This window comes from Wenxinia marina DSM 24838, from assembly GCF_000379485.1.
In the GTDB taxonomy this organism is placed as follows: Bacteria; Pseudomonadota; Alphaproteobacteria; order Rhodobacterales; family Rhodobacteraceae; genus Wenxinia; species Wenxinia marina.
Window position 1 is genome coordinate 68,353 of the sequence record NZ_KB902285.1, and the last position, 14,610, is coordinate 82,962.

The window sequence follows — 14,610 nt, forward strand, 5'->3', positions numbered from 1 at the left end:
TGACTGGTGGGAGGTCCGTAGACGGTATCGCCACTGCCGTCGTGGATGAGGTCGAACTCGCAGGTCGTAGCTAATCCCGCCCCGTGTTGCCGCCGGTCCGCCAGCGCTCCGGCGGCTAGGTCGAGATGCCGAAATCGCCACCCTCCATCCCGGCGTACGGCGGCCCGTGTCTCCCGCCGATCGGCACGACCCCGGCACATCACGTCAGGCGCGCGGGTCTGCTTTTTAGCGGCATCCTGCGGGAACAATTGACGTCCCGCCGGGTTCGGGGAGCGGATAGGAGGACACCCATCATGCGACACGATCTGCAGGAACGGATTGCCGAGCGGGCCCACCGTCTGTGGGAGGACGCAGGCCGCCCGGACGGTCATCACGATGCGCACTGGCACCAGGCCGAGGCCGAGATCGCTTCAGAAGAAACCGGCGGCGACGTCGCTTCCGACGACGCGGCGGCCAGCGGAGCGGGAGACATCGCACCGGCTGCGTCCGAGCTTCCGTCCGATCCGCCCCCGCCGGGCGAACCGCCGGCGCAGCCCGTCGGAGGGCCGGGCGGCGCGAGCCGCCGCAAGGGACGCTAGTCGCGAAGATCTCCGATACCGGGCGCGGCTCCCAGGCGACCGGTCCGGCGGTGTTATGTCTCTCCCCCGCCTGCCAAGGGTGACCTGAACATCAGGTCGCCTTCTCGCACTGCCCTCGGCGGCACCACAAGCTGGTCCCGTCACCACGGTCGGCGTTCATCGGCATCCTCGTCGGGCAGTCCCTCGCCCGGCGGGAGGCGGCGGCCGGCGCCATCCCGTTAGAGCAGTGTCAGACGCTCGTCCTCGGCGCGGTGCCGCCGACCGTCGTGACCGCACGGATGCGCTCGATCGGTGTGCATCATGCCTGATCGTCGGATGGACGATTCCGTACCCGAGCGCGGCAAGAGCGACTTCACAGGGAACAGCCCCCGCGCGCCAGGTTTTGACCTTCCGAGAAAATCCAGGGGCAGTCATCCGTGGAGAAGATCCGGCGCGACCGCCTCAGCGACGACATCATCGACTGGATCCCGGCGCTCCGGGCATTCGCCTGGACGCTGTGCCGCAAGCAGCAGGAGGTGGACGACCTGGTACAGGAGACCCTCTTGAAGGGCATCGCCGCCTTTCACCGGTATCGACCAGGAACCAACCTCCGCGCGTGGCTCTTCACCATCATGCGCAACACGTTCTACAGCGCCTCCGTCAAGACCACCCGCGAGCGGCCGGCGGCGGCGGACTGCGCTTCGACAAGCGTGGTCGTGCCCGCGACCCAGGAATGGAGCGTGCGCGGAGGCGAGGTCTGGGCGGCCGTGGGACGATTGCCGCGGCATTATCGCGAGGTCATCATTCTGATCGGCATGCTGGGCGAAAGCTATGAAAGCGTTGCCGCGATCTGCGGCATTCCGATGGGAACGGTGAAGAGCCGCCTGAACCGCGCCCGCGCCATGCTGTTGGCGGAGATGGGCGAGACGGTGCCGGAGCCGCACGCAGCCCGGAAGTCAGTCGACTGACGAACGACCAAGGCAATTGCGGCTTGCGACTCCTGACGATGCGTTCGCTGTTCCGCTTCGACAATCATCCACCGCCGATCGCCAAGTGTCGCTGCGTCTAATCGGGCTCCGCACCGGCGCGGTGGATGCGGGTCTTCAGCGCCTCGGGGACGAGGCCGGACACCATCTTCACCACCTTGCTCCCGAAGTCCGGCGTCGCGCCTCGCTCGCCGGCCATCAGCGCGTCGTAGCCGGCGCGGGCGACCTCTGCGGGATCGGCCTTCTGCTTCTCGGTGATCGGGGCGTCGCGCAGTCGGTTCTGGCCGCGGGTGAAAATGGGCGTTTCGGTCGGGCCGGGCATCAGGCAGGTGAGCGTGACGCCGTTGTCTCGCCACTCGTCCTGCAGCGCGTAGCACAGGCTGTCGAGGTAGGCCTTCGTCGCGTCGTAGACCGCGTCGTGCGGGCCGGGAACGAACCCGCCGATGGAGCCGGTGACGAGGATGCGCCCCTCGCCGCGGGCGGCCATCTTGCGCCCGACCTTGTGCAGGACGGAGGTCGTCTGCAGCACGTTCAGGTCGATCCGCGTCTTGATCTGCTCCCACGTCTGCTCGTCGAAGGCGTGGCCGAGGGCGCGGCCGGCGTTGGCGAAGAACAGGTCGATGTCCCGGTCCGCGATCCGCTCCCACAGCGCGTCGACGCCGTGGCGGGTGGACAGGTCGACAATCAGGGTCTCGACCGTCGCGCCGAGGCGGCGCAGCTTCTCCGCCGCGTGCTCGATCTCGGGCTCGTCGGCGCAGATGAACAGGCGGTGCCCGTCCTCGGCCGCCCGGCGGGCCAGTTCGTAGCCGATGCCGGTGGAGGCGCCGGTAATGACGGCGAGGGTGTCAGCCATGGGAATTCCCCTCGGGCTCGGCCATCTCGCGGTGCATCCGCGCGAGCACCTCTTCGGGGAGGATGCCGGCCATCGTCTTCTGCAGCTTGTTCATGAAGCCCGGCGTGACGCCCGACGCACCCCGCCGCATCGCGCGCCAGCCGGCGCGGGCGACCTTGGCCGGGTCGGCCTTGTCGTCCTGTCCGACCGGCGTGTCTTCCATGTGGGCGCGTTCGAAGAACTCGGTCTCCGTCGGGCCCGGCATGAGGCATGTGACGGTAACGCCGCTGTCCCGCAGCTCGTCGCGGATGCCCCAGGAGAGCGTGTCGAGATAGGCCTTCGTGGCGTTGTAGACCGCCTGGAAGCTGCCGGGCATGTAGCCGGCGATGGAGCCGGTAATGAGGATCCGGCCTGCGCCCTGCGGCTTCATCAGGTGGACGGCGCGGTGCAGGGCGGCAGTCGTGCCGGTGACGTTGGTGTGGATCACCTCCTCGATCTCGTCCCAGTCCTGCTCCAGGAACGCATGGCCGAGGCCGCGGCCGGCGTTCGCGGCAAAGATGTCGAGGCGCCGGCCCTCGATCGCGTCGAACAGGGCCGCGACGCCGTGGGCCGTGGCGAGGTCGCAGGTAATCGCCCGGACCTCCCCGTCGCCGGTGCGCAGCTTCGCGGCCACGTCCTGCACCTCCGGCTCGTCCGCGGCGAGGAGAAGGTCGCACCCAGCCGCCGCCGCACATCGGGCGAGTTCCAGCCCGATACCGGTCGAGGCGCCGGTGACGACGGCGAACTCCCGGCTCATGCCGTCGCCTCGGTGCCGGGCTTCAGCACGACCTTGGTCCACTCGTTCTGCTTGTAGCGGAAGTTCTCGTAGCCGCGCGCCGCCTCTTCCAGCGGCAGGCGGTGCGAGATCAGGAACGTCGTGTCGATCTCGCCCTCGCCGATCTTGTGCAGCAACTCCTTGAGGTACTTCTGCACATGGGTCTGGCCGGTCCGGATCTGGACGCCCTTCTCCATCACCGCGCCGAGGGGAAACTTGTCGAGGAAGCCGCCGTAGACGCCGGGGATCGAGATCCGGCCGCCCTTGCGCACCGCCAGGATCGCCTCGCGCAGGGCATGCGCGCTGTCGGCGCCCATGCCGACATTCTGCTTGATGTTGTCGAGGATGGTGTCGGGGGCGAAGCCGTGCGCCTCCATGCCCACGGCGTCGATCACCGCGTCGGGGCCGAACCCGCCCGACATCTCCATCAGAGCCTCGAGGACGTGGGTCTGCTTGAAGTCGATGACCTCGGCGCCGAGCTTGCGGGCGAGGTCGAGGCGGGTCGGATACTCGTCGATCGCGATCACCTTGCCGGCGCCCATCGCCAGCGCAGACTGGATGGCGAAGAGGCCCACCGGCCCGCAGCCCCAGACGGCGACGACGTCGCCCTCCTCGATGTCCGCGTTCTCGGCCGCCATCCAGCCGGTGGGCAGGATGTCCGACAGGAACAGCACCTTGTCGTCCTCCAGCCCGTCGGGGATCACGATCGGGCCGACATCGCTGAACGGCACGCGCACGTACTCGGCCTGCCCGCCGGGATAGCCGCCGGTGAGGTGGGAGTAGCCGAACAGCGCCGACAGGGCGTGACCGTAGAGCGGTTCTGTCAGGTCCTGCTTGTCGGCGGGGTTGGAATTGTCGCAGGCCGAGTATAGCTGCTTCTCGCAGAAGAAGCACTTGCCGCAGGAGATGGTGAACGGCACCACCACCCGCTGACCCTTCTTCAGCGTGCTCTTCGGACCGGCCTCGACCACCTCTCCCATGAACTCGTGCCCGAGGATGTCGCCGGACATCATGCCCGGAATGACTCCGTCGTAGAGGTGCAGGTCCGAGCCGCAGATCGCGGTGGAGGTGACCTTGAGGATGGCGTCGCGGGGATTGACGATTTCGGGGTCCGGGACCGTCTCGACCCGCACGTCGTGCTTGCCTTGCCAGGTGAGTGCGCGCATCGGGGGCTCCTTCAGGCGGTCTTGCGGTTGTGATTGGTGGCGATCTCGCCGGTCTCGAACAGCATCTTCAGCCGCTTGAGGTCGCGCCGGCCCTGCAGCGCCGGCTCGGCCTGGAACGCCTTGGCGACCCAGCGGCCGAGCTCGCCGTAGGGCGGCACGTAGGCGATCAGCGCCTCGACCTCGGTGCCGCGGCCGGCGGGGGCGTCGCGGAACATGACCTTTCCCCGGGTCTCGATCTCCGAGGCGTCGGTGGAGTGCCAGGCGATCTGCTCGCCGTCCTTGTCGTTCACCACCCGCGTCTCGAGCCGGACCTCGCCCATGGGGGAGGGGACGGTCCAGCGGGTCAGCTCGCCCGCGACGGCGACGTCCTTCACGTTCTCCATGAACTTCGGCAGGTTGGTGAAGTCCCGCCAGAAGGCATAGAGCTCGGACCGGGGCGCGTTGATCGTGACGGTGCGGCCGACAACCGCAAACTCGTCCTGTCGCCCTCGGCGCGAGACACGGCCCGGAGCGCTGTCAGGCGGGCGGTACCCGACGCGGTTGCGGGTCCGCTGCTGGTACAGCGCGACGCCGACCGCACCGGCCAGTGCGCCGAGGCCGAGCAGCACGTAGGGGTGAGGCGGCCGGGGAAAGTCGTGATCGTGGGGCATGACGGCTCCTTCCGCGAACGGGTCAGGGAGCAAACCGCGCGCCGGCCCGGATGTTCCCGTCGCGGCTCGCTATCGCCAGGTCAGGTGCAGGCGGGGATCCTCCCGTGCTCGATCTCGACCAGCGAAAGAAGCCGGCGGGTCGCATCGACCATGCTCGCCAGACCGTCGATCGAGGCCGGTTCCCGGCGCAGCGTCGCTTCGAGGATGCGGGCCGCGGCATGAAAATCATGCACAGCTGCGCGTCCGCAGTCGCAGGACCGCCAGGACAACCTCCACGGTCTGCTCGGGGACGCCCGAAGACGGTGTCTCGCTTCGGTTTGACCGCCACGATCCGTCCCTCGACGCCCGTGGCCAGGGTGTCGCGCTCGATCTGTCCATCGCCGGCTTCCGCGTCGGGCGAACCCGCCTCGCAAAAAGATACTTTACACAAAACATTGCATACAATACGCAGGGTACAGAAGAGAGAGACGGAACATGATGATCGAGCACCTCACGATACGGGAGCGCACCTACAACGCGCTTCTCGAGATGATCACCAACCGCGAGCTTCAGGTGGGCCAGGTGATCGACGAGGTGAGCCTCGCCCGGATGCTGAACGTCAGCCGGACCCCGTTGCGGGAGGCCATCCGGCAGCTGGTGATCGAGGGTCTGGTGACGGCGCGGCCCTATCGCGGCCACGCCATACGCTCGCTCACCACGAAGGAGCTGAACGACCTCTACAGCGTCCGCAAAGAGCTGGAGGTCCTGGCGATCCGCGGCGCCGTGCCGCGGATGACGGACGAGGACATCGCCGAGCTGGAGGGGCTGCTCGACCGGGGCGTGCAGGCCCTGCGGAACGGCGACCTGCCCGCCTACGCCAACCTCGACAAGGCGTTCCACGGCCGCATCGCCGAGCTGTCGGACAACGGCACCATCGTCGAGACGCTGAACCGTCTGGCCCTGCAGATCCAGCTGTGCCGAGTGATGGCGAACGAGGACCCCGCGCTCGCCGAGCACGCCGCCGAAGAGCGCGAAGCGATGGTCCAGGCGTTCCGCGCCCGCGACGTCGACCGCGCCGGAGAGCTCATGCGCGCCCACATCGCCGGCGTCCAGAAGGCCGCGGTGGAGCGCATGGAGGCGGCCGAGCCGGCGATCGGCCCTTCCGCGCCGGTGGTCCGGCTGGGCAAGCGGGGCGCCTGATGGCCGCGTTCGCCCTTCCTGGCCGGTTCGCGGCGAGCCCGACGCTCGATCCGCGGGCGCCATTGGGCCGCGTTCTCGATCTCGCGCGTCAGAACGGATTCCGCAGTTTCGAGGCGATGACGGACTGGGCGGAGGCGGCGTTCGACGTCGGAGCGCCGGCGGCGACCTATGACGGCGCGCTGCGCGACGCCGGGCTGTCGCTCGCCTCGCTCCACCTGCCGCGGGTGAAGGCGGGCGACCCGGTCAGCCTGGCGGCGGCTTTGGACGGCATCGGAATGGCGCAGGCGCTGGGGGCGTCGGTCGTCATCTACAAGGCGGATGCCGTCGAGACCTACGCGCGCCACGCCGGCGAGGTCGTCGGTGCGGCCCGCGATGCGGGCCTGGACATCGTCATCACCAACCACCGCGGCAGCGCCATCGAGACGGTCGCGGGCATGGCGCGGGTACTGGACGCGTGCGGGACGTCGGAGCTGAAGACGCTGCTCGAGGTCGGCCACTACGTGGCGGCCGGCGAGTCGTGGGAGGCGGCGATGGACGCCTTCGCAGGTCGGATCGGGCTGGTTCACGTGAAGGACATCAAGGACGCCGCGCCGGTCCCCTATGGCGAGGGCGAGGTGGACTTCGACGCGCTGTTCTCGCGGCTGGCGGCGACCGGATACGACGGCCCGATCGTCGTCGAGATCGAGAAGGTGCCGCAGGACCGGATCGAGGCCGACCTGGCGCGCGCCGTCGCCCACGTCGCGGCGGCGGCTGAAAGGGCGGGCCTGTGAGCGGCGCGGTCGCCATCGTGGGACTCGGCGCGATGGGCGGCGGGCTGGCCCGCCGGGCCATCGGGCGAGGGCTGACGGTCCATGTCCTCGACGCCGATCCGGCGCGGGTGGCCGACGCCGTGGCGGCGGGGACCGAGGCCGCCGACGACCTGCCGACCCTCGCCCGCAGCGGGGCGACCGTGCTGCTGAGCCTGCCTTCGCCGGAGATCGCCGAGGAGGTGGCGACGGCGCTGCTCCCGCACCTGTCGCCGGGACAGATCGTGGCCGACCTCGGGACGATGACCCCGACCGCCTGCCGGCGGATCGCGGCTGCCTATTCCGAGGCCGGCGCCCGTTTCATCGACGTCCCCGTCACCGGCGGCCCCGACGGGGCCCGGGCCGGCACCTTGCGACTGTTCGCGGCCGGCGACGCCGCGGCGGTCGATGAGGCCGCGCCGCTCCTGTCCACGTTCGGCGAGGTCGTTCCCTGCGGGGGCAGCGGAGCCGGACAGGCGACAAAGCTGGTGAACCAGATGGGCATGGGCTTGGTAAATGCGGTGCTGCTGGAGGCGCTGGCCTATGGCCGTTCGGCGGGCCTTGATCCCGCCGATCTGGGCCGCGCCGTCGGGGGCGAGAGCGGCTGGCGGGCCGAGTTCGCCGCGCTGGCCCGCCGGGTGGCGGACGAGACCGCGCGCGGCGTCGGGATCAAGCACGGTCAGCTGGCCTACGTGCTGGGCGAGGCGGACACGGTCGGGCAGGCGCTGCCGACGACCCGTGCGGCCTTCGAATTCTGCGAGGGGAGGGAGGCGACGATCCGGGAGGCGAACCGGATGTCCCCCTCGTACTGGGATGCGCTGCTGACCGCGGACGCATGACGGCCGGCGAATGCCGGCGCTAAGGGAGGAAGAAACGATGAACAGAAGAACGCTTCTCGCGATCACGGCGGCGGCCGGCGCGGTTCTCGCCGGATCGCCCGGCCTCGCCCAGGACGAGGACATCACGCTGCGGATGTCGTGGTGGGGCAACGACGCCCGCCACGCGCTCTACAACGGGCTGCTCGATCTCTACGAAGAGCAGAACCCGAACATCACCGTCGAACGCGAGTTCAGCGGCTGGGACGGCTACTGGACCAAGCTGTCGACCCAGGCGGCCGGCGGCAACCTGCCTGACCTGATCGTCCAGCACCTGAGCTATATCAACGAATACGCCGATCGCGGTGCGCTCCTGCCGCTGGACGACATGGTCGAGGCGGGCACGCTCGACCTCGGCGACTTCTCGCAGGGCGCGCTGAATGCCGGGATGGTGGACGACACGCTCTACATGGTCACCCTCGGCCTGACGCCGCGCGGCCTGATCTACAATCCGCGCCTGTTCGAGGAGGCGGGGGTGGAGCCGCCGACCGAGGACATGACCTGGGAAGAGTTCGCCGACAAGGCCGCGGCGATCAACACGGCCCTGGGCGACGGCGTGTTCGGCGCGACCGACCAGGGTATGGACGGGCTGCCCTTCACCATCTTCCTCGGCCAGCGTGGCAAGGCGATGTATGACGGCGAGGGTCTCGGCTTCGACGAAGACGACCTGCGCGACTACTGGGGCCTGTGGCAGGGGATGCGGGACGAGGGCGCGCTGCCCTCGGCCGATCTGGTATCGGACATGGCCTCCACGAACGACGTGCACGCCGACAGCGCGCTCGCCAAGGGCAACCTCGCGATGTGGATCGCCCCCGGCAACCAGTTCCCGCTGTTCCAGAACTACGCCGAGGACGAGCTGGAGCTGACGACGCTGCCGCGCAGTTCGGAAGAGGGCGCGCAGCCGTTCAACTTCGCGGGCGGCGCGTTCATGAGCATCGCCCAGAATTCGGAGCACCCCGAAGAGGTGGCGCGGCTCATCAACTGGTTCGTCAACGACCCCGAGGCCGGCAGGATCTACGCCGGCGAGCACGGACCGCCGGGTTCGCGCGCGATCGGGGCGATGCTGGCCGAGAACCTCGCACCGGCCGATGCCAAGCTCTACGCCTTCAGCGACCGCGTGTCCGACTACATGCGCCCGCAGGCCCAGAGCATTCCGCAATCGAGCGAGATCGAGGGTGCGTTCGGGCGCATCTACGACGAGCTGCGCTTCGGGCAGATCACCCTCGACGAGGCGGTGGAGCGCTTCTTCGAGGAGGTCGAGTTCATCCTCGGCTGACGTGACGGCGGGGCGCCGGCCGGTCCGGCGCCCCGCCCCTTTCCATCAGTGCAGATCGGCAGGACCGCATGACCAGCGAAGACACGACCCTCGGGACGGTCTCGACCCCGCGCCGCCGCTGGCGGTTCTGGCGGGCGCCGGCCACGGGCGAGATGGGCGTGAACGCCGAGGACAACCTGTCCGGCTTTCTGTTCATGCTGCCCTGGCTGATCGGCTTCGTCGTGTTCATGGCCGGCCCGCTGCTGGCGTCGCTCTACCTGTCGTTCACCCGCTACGACCTGTTCACCGCCCCCGAGTGGCGGGGCACCGCGAACTACGAGCGGCTGTTCTTCCGCGATCGCACCTTCGCCGACAGCATGCAGGTCACGGTCGTCTACGTGCTGACGTCGGTGCCGCTGCGCCTCGGCTTCGCGCTCGCCGTGGCGATGCTGCTGAACCGCGGCGTCCGGGGGCTGCCGCTCTACCGCGCGATCTACTACCTGCCGTCCCTGATCGGCGGCAGCGTCGCCATCGCGATCCTGTGGCGCGAGCTGTTCGGCTACGAGGGGCTGATCAACGACATCCTCGTTCCGCTCGGTTTCGAGCGGATGAGCTGGATCGGCTCGCCCGACACGGCGCTGTCGACGCTCGTCGTCCTCGCGGCCTGGCAGTTCGGCTCGCCGATGGTGATCTTTCTCGCGGGGCTCAAGCAGATCCCGAAGGAGCTGTACGAGGCGGCCGACATGGATGGCGGCGGGCCGGTGCAGAAGTTCTTCTACATCACGCTGCCGATGCTGACGCCGGTGATCTTCTTCAACCTGCTGATGCAGATGATCTCGGCCTTCCAGGCCTTCACGCCCGCCTACATCGTCTCCGAAGGGACGGGCGGGCCGGCGGGATCGACGCTGTTCTACACGCTGTACCTCTACCAGCAGGCCTTCTCGTTCCACCGCATGGGCTACGCCTCGGCGATGGCGTGGGTGCTGCTGGCGATCGTGGCGACGGTGACGATGGTCAACTTCGTCCTGTCGCGCCGCTGGGTCTACTACGCCGACGGGGGGAGGGGCTGATGATGGACGAATATTCCGTCCGGCAGCGGATGCTGCTGCATGCCGTGCTGCTGCTGGGGGCGGTGGCGATGTGCTACCCGCTCCTGTGGCTGCTCAGCGCCTCGCTCAAGGACCAGGCCGCGATCTTCGCCGATGCGGGATTGATCCCGGCCGACCCGAGCCTCGACAACTACGTGCACGGCTGGTCCGCCCTCGGCGTCACCTTCGCGCGGTTCTTCCAGAACTCCCTGGTGATGTGCGCGATCGTGGTGGTCGGCACGGTCCTGTCCAGCTCGCTGACCGCCTACGCCTTCGCGCGCATCAACTTCCGCTTCAAGCGGACGATGTTCGCGCTGATGCTGCTGACGATCATGATGCCGGGCTTCGTCACCGTGATCCCGGAATACATCATGTTCCAGTATCTCGGCTGGGTGAACTCGATCCTGCCGATCACGGTGCCGAAGTTCTTCGCCACCGCCGGCTTCTTCGTGTTCCTCAACGTCCAGTTCATCCGCGGCATCCCGCGCGAGCTGGACGAGGCGGCGATCCTCGACGGCGCGAACAAGTGGCAGATCTACTGGTACGTGATCCTGCCCTCGACCAAGCCGGCGCTGATCACCACCGCCATCTTCTCGTTCGTGTGGACCTGGGACGACTTCTTCGCCCAGCTCATCTACCTCAACGACATCCAGCTCTTCACCGTGCCGCTGGCGCTGCAGAGCTTCATGGACTCGATGGGCGAAAGCTCGTTCGGACCGCTCTTCGCGATGTCCGTCCTGTCCCTCGTCCCGGCGTTCCTCTTCTTCGTCTTCGCGCAGCGATACGTGGTCGAGGGCATCGCCACCACGGGTTTCAAGGGCTGAGGCCCCACCACCACCGAGACGGAGTACCGCGTTGTGAGCGAAACGATCCAAGCCGCCGGCTACCTGGCCCGACAGGCCGACACGCCCGAAGTGCGCGAGGCCTGGGGCACCCTCTTCTGGATGGTCGGCGAGAAGGAGATGCCGGGAGCCGAGCAGACGCTGGGCGTGGTCGAGATCAAGCCGGGGCAGCGCAACCCGCTGCACTCGCACCCGAACTGCGAGGAGCTGCTGTTCGTGCTCTCCGGCACCTGCGAGCACCTGCTGGGGGACGAGACGTTCCAGATGGGGCCGGGCTCGGTCATCCGCATTCCGCGCGGCGTGAAGCACTGGGCGCGCTGCACCAGCGACGAGCCGCTGCGGGCGGTCATCGCCTTCTCGGCGCCGGACCGGCGGGCGATCAACCATGAAGGCGAAGGGTCGGCCTGAGCCGACCGGAGGCGAAGGGTCGGCCCGACCGGCCGGGGGAGGATACGATGGGCGGAGCGGTATTCGTCGCGGGCACCTGGGACACCAAGGCGCCGGAACTGGGCTACATTCACGACAGCCTGACGGCCGCCGGCGTGACGGCGCTGAAGGTCGATCTCGGCACCACGCCGCACGGCAACGCGGTCGACGTGACGGCGCAGGAGATCGCCGGGCACCATCCCGAGGGCGCCTCGGCTGTGCTGGGGCTGGACGACCGCGGCCGCGCGGTCGGCGCGATGGCCGTCGCGTTCGAGCGCTACGTGACGGGACGAGGCGACATTGCCGGCATCATCGGCGCGGGCGGCACCGGCAACACGGCGCTCGTCGCGCCGGCGATGCGGGCGCTGCCGGTGGGGGTGCCCAAGGTCCTCGTCTCGACGGTGGCCAGTGGAAACGTCGCGCCCTACGTCGGCCCGTCCGACATCGCGATGATCTACTCCGTCACCGACGTGCAGGGCCTGAACCCGATCTCGCGCAAGGTGCTGGGCAACGCGGCTCACGCCCTCGCCGGGATGGTGCGGAACGAGATCGCGCCGGCGTCCGGCGCCGAGAAGCCGGCGGTCGGCCTGACCATGTTCGGCGTGACCACCCCTCTGGTGCAGTCTCTGGCGAAGGCGCTGGAGCCGGAGTGGGAGCCGCTCGTCTTCCACGCCACCGGCATCGGCGGCCGGTCGATGGAGAAGCTGGTGGATTCCGGCCTCATCTCCGCCGTGATCGATTCCACGACGACCGAGGTGGCCGACCTGCTGATCGGCGGCGTCTTCGCCGCGACCGAGGACCGCTTCGGCGCCATCGCGCGAACCCGCGCGCCCTACGTCGGCTCCTGCGGCGCGCTCGACATGGTGAACTTCGGCGCGATGGACACGGTGCCCGAGCGGTTCCGCGACCGTAACCTCTACGTCCACAACCCGCAGGTCACCCTGATGCGCACCACGGTCGAGGAGAACCGGGAGATGGGCCGCTGGATCGGCGCGAAGCTGAACGCCTGCGAGGGCGAGGTGCGCTTCCTGCTGCCCGAGGGCGGCGTGTCGCTGATCGACGTCGCCGGCGGCCCGTTCGACGACCCGGAGGCGCGCGAGGCGCTGTTCGCGGCCATCGAGGAGACGGTGGAGCAGACCCCGCGCCGCCAGGTCGTCCGCGTCCCCCACGCCATCAACGAACCCGCCTTCGCCGACGCCATGCTGGCGGCGTTCCGGGACATCACGACGGAGACCGCCCATGCCCGCCATTGACCGCCAGGAGATCCTGAAACGCCTGCGGGACACGATCGCCGCCGGCCGCCCCATCGTCGGCGGCGGCGCCGGCACAGGCCTGTCGGCGAAGTGCGAGGAGGAGGGCGGGATCGACCTCATCGTCATCTACAATTCCGGCCGCTACCGCATGGCCGCCCGCGGCTCGCTCGCCGGCCTGCTCGCCTACGGCAACGCCAACGACATCGTGGTCGAGATGGCGCGCGAGGTGCTGCCGGTGGTGAAGGACACGCCCGTGCTCGCCGGGGTGAACGGCACCGATCCGTTCATGCTGCGCGAGCCGTTCCTGCGGCACCTCAAGGCGCTCGGCTTCTCCGGCATCCAGAACTTCCCGACGGTCGGCCTGATCGACGGCACCTTCCGCCAGAACCTCGAGGAGACGGGCATGGGCTTCGCGCTGGAGATCGACACGATCCGCGCGGCGCACGAGCTGGACCTGCTGACGACGCCTTACGTCTTCGGCCCTGACGACGCGGCCGAGATGACCCGCGCCGGCGCCGACGTGGTGGTCTGCCACCTCGGCCTGACGACGGGCGGCAACATCGGCGCTCAGACGGCGCTGAAGCTGGAGGATTGCCCCGCGCTCATCGACGAGTGGGCCGAGGCCGCCCGCAAGGTCCGCTCCGACGTCATCGTTTTGTGCCACGGCGGACCCGTCTCGTCGCCCGAGGACGCGGCCTTCGTTCTCGGACGGACGGAAAACTGCCACGGTTTCTACGGCGCCAGCTCGATGGAGCGGCTGCCGACAGAGCGCGCCCTGGTCGAGCAGACCCGCGCCTTCAAGTCCATCACGATCTGAGGAGGGGCCCATGGCGACGGTCGAACTGAAAGTTGTCCGCAAGTCCTACGGCTCGGTCGAGGTGATCCACGGGGTCAGCTTCGACATCCGGGACGGCGAGTTCCTCATCATGGTGGGCCCGTCCGGCTGCGGGAAGTCGACGCTGCTGCGGATGATCGCAGGGCTGGAGGGCATTACCGGAGGGGAGGTGACGCTGGACGACCAGGTCATCAACGCCGTGCCCGCCAAGAAGCGGGACATGGCGATGGTGTTCCAGAACTACGCGCTCTACCCGCACATGACGGTGGCCGAGAACATGGGTTTCTCGCTGAAACTGGCCGGCCGGCCCAAGGCCGAGCGGCGGCGCCGGGTCGAGGAGGCCGCGCGCATCCTGGGGCTGGAGCCCTATCTCGACCGCCATCCCCGCCAGCTGTCCGGCGGACAGCGGCAGCGGGTCGCGATGGGGCGGGCCATCGTCCGCGATCCGAAGGTGTTCCTGTTCGACGAGCCGCTGTCGAACCTCGACGCCAAGCTGCGGGTGCAGATGCGGGCCGAGATCAAGGGCCTGCACCAGCGGCTGAAGACGACGACGATCTACGTCACCCACGACCAGGTCGAGGCGATGACGATGGCGGACCGGATCGTCGTGATGAACGGCGGCAACGTCGAGCAGATCGGCACCCCGCTGGAGCTTTACGACAATCCCGCCAACACCTTCGTCGCCGGCTTCATCGGCTCGCCCTCGATGAACCTGATCGAGGGGACGGCCACCGCGGAGGGCTTCCAGGACGACGCCGGCACGCGCTGGCCGATTCCGGGCGGACTCGGGGTCGAGACGGGGCGGCGGATCGTCTTCGGCGTCCGGCCCGAGGACCTGGCGCCGGGGCCGGAGGGCGTGCCGCTCGAGGTCTCGCTGACCGAACCCACGGGGGCGGAAGTCCAGATCAGCGGCCACGTCGGTCAGACCCCGCTCGTCTGCGTCCTGCGCGAACGCGTGGCGGCCGGGCCGGGCGATACCCTCCGGATCGTTCCCCGACGCTTCCACCTCTTCGACCGCGACAGCGGCCGGATGCTGGCCCCGAAAGCCGCCGCTGCGGCTTGATCTT

At 69.0% G+C, this 14,610-nt stretch carries 17 protein-coding genes; 12 read left to right on the top strand and 5 right to left on the bottom strand.

Features of this window, described 5'->3' with window-relative positions:
* Window positions 1–293 precede the first annotated feature (293 nt).
* Complete coding sequence (locus tag A37W_RS21245; protein WP_018302544.1) at window positions 294–578, top strand: DUF2934 domain-containing protein; 285 nt, start codon at window positions 294–296, stop codon at window positions 576–578.
* Between the two features lie 416 nt (window positions 579–994).
* Window positions 995–1,525, top strand: a complete 531-nt coding sequence (locus tag A37W_RS0108170) for a sigma-70 family RNA polymerase sigma factor (RefSeq protein WP_018302545.1) — start codon at window positions 995–997, stop codon at window positions 1,523–1,525.
* Between the two features lie 97 nt (window positions 1,526–1,622).
* Here A37W_RS0108170 and A37W_RS0108175 read toward each other — a convergent pair whose 3' ends face one another.
* The 5 genes from A37W_RS0108175 to A37W_RS23685 all read right to left on the bottom strand — a co-directional run bounded on the left by A37W_RS0108175 (window position 1,623) and on the right by A37W_RS23685 (window position 5,238).
* Window positions 1,623–2,396: an SDR family NAD(P)-dependent oxidoreductase gene (locus A37W_RS0108175; protein WP_018302546.1), complete on the bottom strand. Its 774-nt coding sequence runs from the start codon at window positions 2,394–2,396 to the stop codon at window positions 1,623–1,625.
* A complete protein-coding gene (locus A37W_RS0108180; RefSeq protein ID WP_018302547.1) occupies window positions 2,389–3,171 on the bottom strand; it encodes an SDR family NAD(P)-dependent oxidoreductase in 783 nt (260 codons plus the stop codon). Before A37W_RS0108180 ends, A37W_RS0108175 begins: the two co-directional genes overlap by 8 nt.
* Window positions 3,168–4,355 carry a zinc-dependent alcohol dehydrogenase gene (locus tag A37W_RS0108185; RefSeq protein WP_018302548.1) on the bottom strand — a complete coding sequence of 396 codons (1,188 nt, stop codon included), beginning with the start codon at window positions 4,353–4,355 and terminating at the stop codon, window positions 3,168–3,170. The genes A37W_RS0108180 and A37W_RS0108185 overlap by 4 nt, the downstream gene beginning before the upstream one ends.
* A gap of 11 nt (window positions 4,356–4,366) precedes the next feature.
* Window positions 4,367–5,005: an SRPBCC family protein gene (locus A37W_RS21250; RefSeq protein WP_018302549.1), complete on the bottom strand. Its 639-nt coding sequence runs from the start codon at window positions 5,003–5,005 to the stop codon at window positions 4,367–4,369.
* Between the two features lie 80 nt (window positions 5,006–5,085).
* Window positions 5,086–5,238, bottom strand: coding sequence for a hypothetical protein (locus tag A37W_RS23685; protein ID WP_018302550.1), 153 nt, complete (start codon window positions 5,236–5,238; stop codon window positions 5,086–5,088).
* A gap of 244 nt (window positions 5,239–5,482) precedes the next feature.
* On the opposite strand from A37W_RS23685, the gene A37W_RS0108200 reads away from it, so the two are divergent.
* From A37W_RS0108200 to A37W_RS0108245, 10 genes are all read left to right on the top strand, one after another.
* Entirely contained in the window at window positions 5,483–6,184 is a 702-nt protein-coding gene (locus tag A37W_RS0108200; protein WP_211206625.1) for a GntR family transcriptional regulator, read from the top strand.
* Window positions 6,184–6,954 (top strand): sugar phosphate isomerase/epimerase family protein, encoded by a 771-nt coding sequence (locus A37W_RS0108205; protein WP_018302552.1) that lies wholly within the window; start codon window positions 6,184–6,186, stop codon window positions 6,952–6,954. Before A37W_RS0108200 ends, A37W_RS0108205 begins: the two co-directional genes overlap by 1 nt.
* Window positions 6,951–7,808, top strand: a complete 858-nt coding sequence (locus A37W_RS21255; RefSeq protein ID WP_018302553.1) for an NAD(P)-dependent oxidoreductase — start codon at window positions 6,951–6,953, stop codon at window positions 7,806–7,808. The genes A37W_RS0108205 and A37W_RS21255 overlap by 4 nt, the downstream gene beginning before the upstream one ends.
* 37 nt (window positions 7,809–7,845) lie before the next feature.
* Entirely contained in the window at window positions 7,846–9,120 is a 1,275-nt protein-coding gene (locus A37W_RS0108215; protein WP_018302554.1) for an ABC transporter substrate-binding protein, read from the top strand.
* 68 nt (window positions 9,121–9,188) lie between these two features.
* Complete coding sequence (locus tag A37W_RS0108220; protein WP_018302555.1) at window positions 9,189–10,169, top strand: carbohydrate ABC transporter permease; 981 nt, start codon at window positions 9,189–9,191, stop codon at window positions 10,167–10,169.
* Window positions 10,169–11,011, top strand: coding sequence for a carbohydrate ABC transporter permease (locus tag A37W_RS0108225; protein WP_018302556.1), 843 nt, complete (start codon window positions 10,169–10,171; stop codon window positions 11,009–11,011). The genes A37W_RS0108220 and A37W_RS0108225 overlap by 1 nt, the downstream gene beginning before the upstream one ends.
* A gap of 33 nt (window positions 11,012–11,044) precedes the next feature.
* Window positions 11,045–11,437, top strand: a complete 393-nt coding sequence (locus A37W_RS0108230) for a cupin domain-containing protein (RefSeq protein WP_018302557.1) — start codon at window positions 11,045–11,047, stop codon at window positions 11,435–11,437.
* A 47-nt stretch (window positions 11,438–11,484) separates the two neighbouring features.
* Window positions 11,485–12,708, top strand: coding sequence for a Tm-1-like ATP-binding domain-containing protein (locus A37W_RS0108235; protein WP_018302558.1), 1,224 nt, complete (start codon window positions 11,485–11,487; stop codon window positions 12,706–12,708).
* Window positions 12,695–13,525 (top strand): phosphoenolpyruvate hydrolase family protein, encoded by an 831-nt coding sequence (locus tag A37W_RS0108240; RefSeq protein ID WP_018302559.1) that lies wholly within the window; start codon window positions 12,695–12,697, stop codon window positions 13,523–13,525. The genes A37W_RS0108235 and A37W_RS0108240 overlap by 14 nt, the downstream gene beginning before the upstream one ends.
* A 10-nt stretch (window positions 13,526–13,535) precedes the next feature.
* Window positions 13,536–14,606 (top strand): ABC transporter ATP-binding protein, encoded by a 1,071-nt coding sequence (locus A37W_RS0108245; RefSeq protein WP_018302560.1) that lies wholly within the window; start codon window positions 13,536–13,538, stop codon window positions 14,604–14,606.
* The last annotated feature ends 4 nt before the right edge of the window (window positions 14,607–14,610 follow it).